Below are 271 nucleotides of genomic sequence, written 5' to 3'. Positions count from 1 at the left end.
CTCCAACATCGTGCAGGCGCTGCGCGGGCACTTCGCCTTTGTGGAAGACCGCCTGAACGCGCCGCGCGATGCCCGCACCGAAGTCTGGCTGCGGCGCTTCGCGGCAGGTGATCTGGTCGGCAACGCCTGGACGGAAGTGGGCGACGTGGCCATTGGCGATGTCATCACGCGCGTCTCGAAACGGGACAGCAGCTGGGTAGTCAACGGCCGCAAGTACTACAGCACCGGCAGCATCTTTGGTGACTGGGTCGACCTGTACGCGCGCTTGGAA

Annotated in this window: 1 protein-coding gene; it reads left to right on the top strand. The window is 64.9% G+C overall.

Annotated elements, in window-relative coordinates:
- Positions 1-271, top strand: a 271-nt coding sequence (locus ACVA58_RS28130; RefSeq protein ID WP_446513528.1) for a hypothetical protein, incomplete at both ends; no start/stop codon positions are given.

This window comes from Photobacterium sp. DNB22_13_2 (genome assembly GCF_052873915.1).
This window is presented reverse-complemented; position numbering and strand designations above follow the sequence as displayed.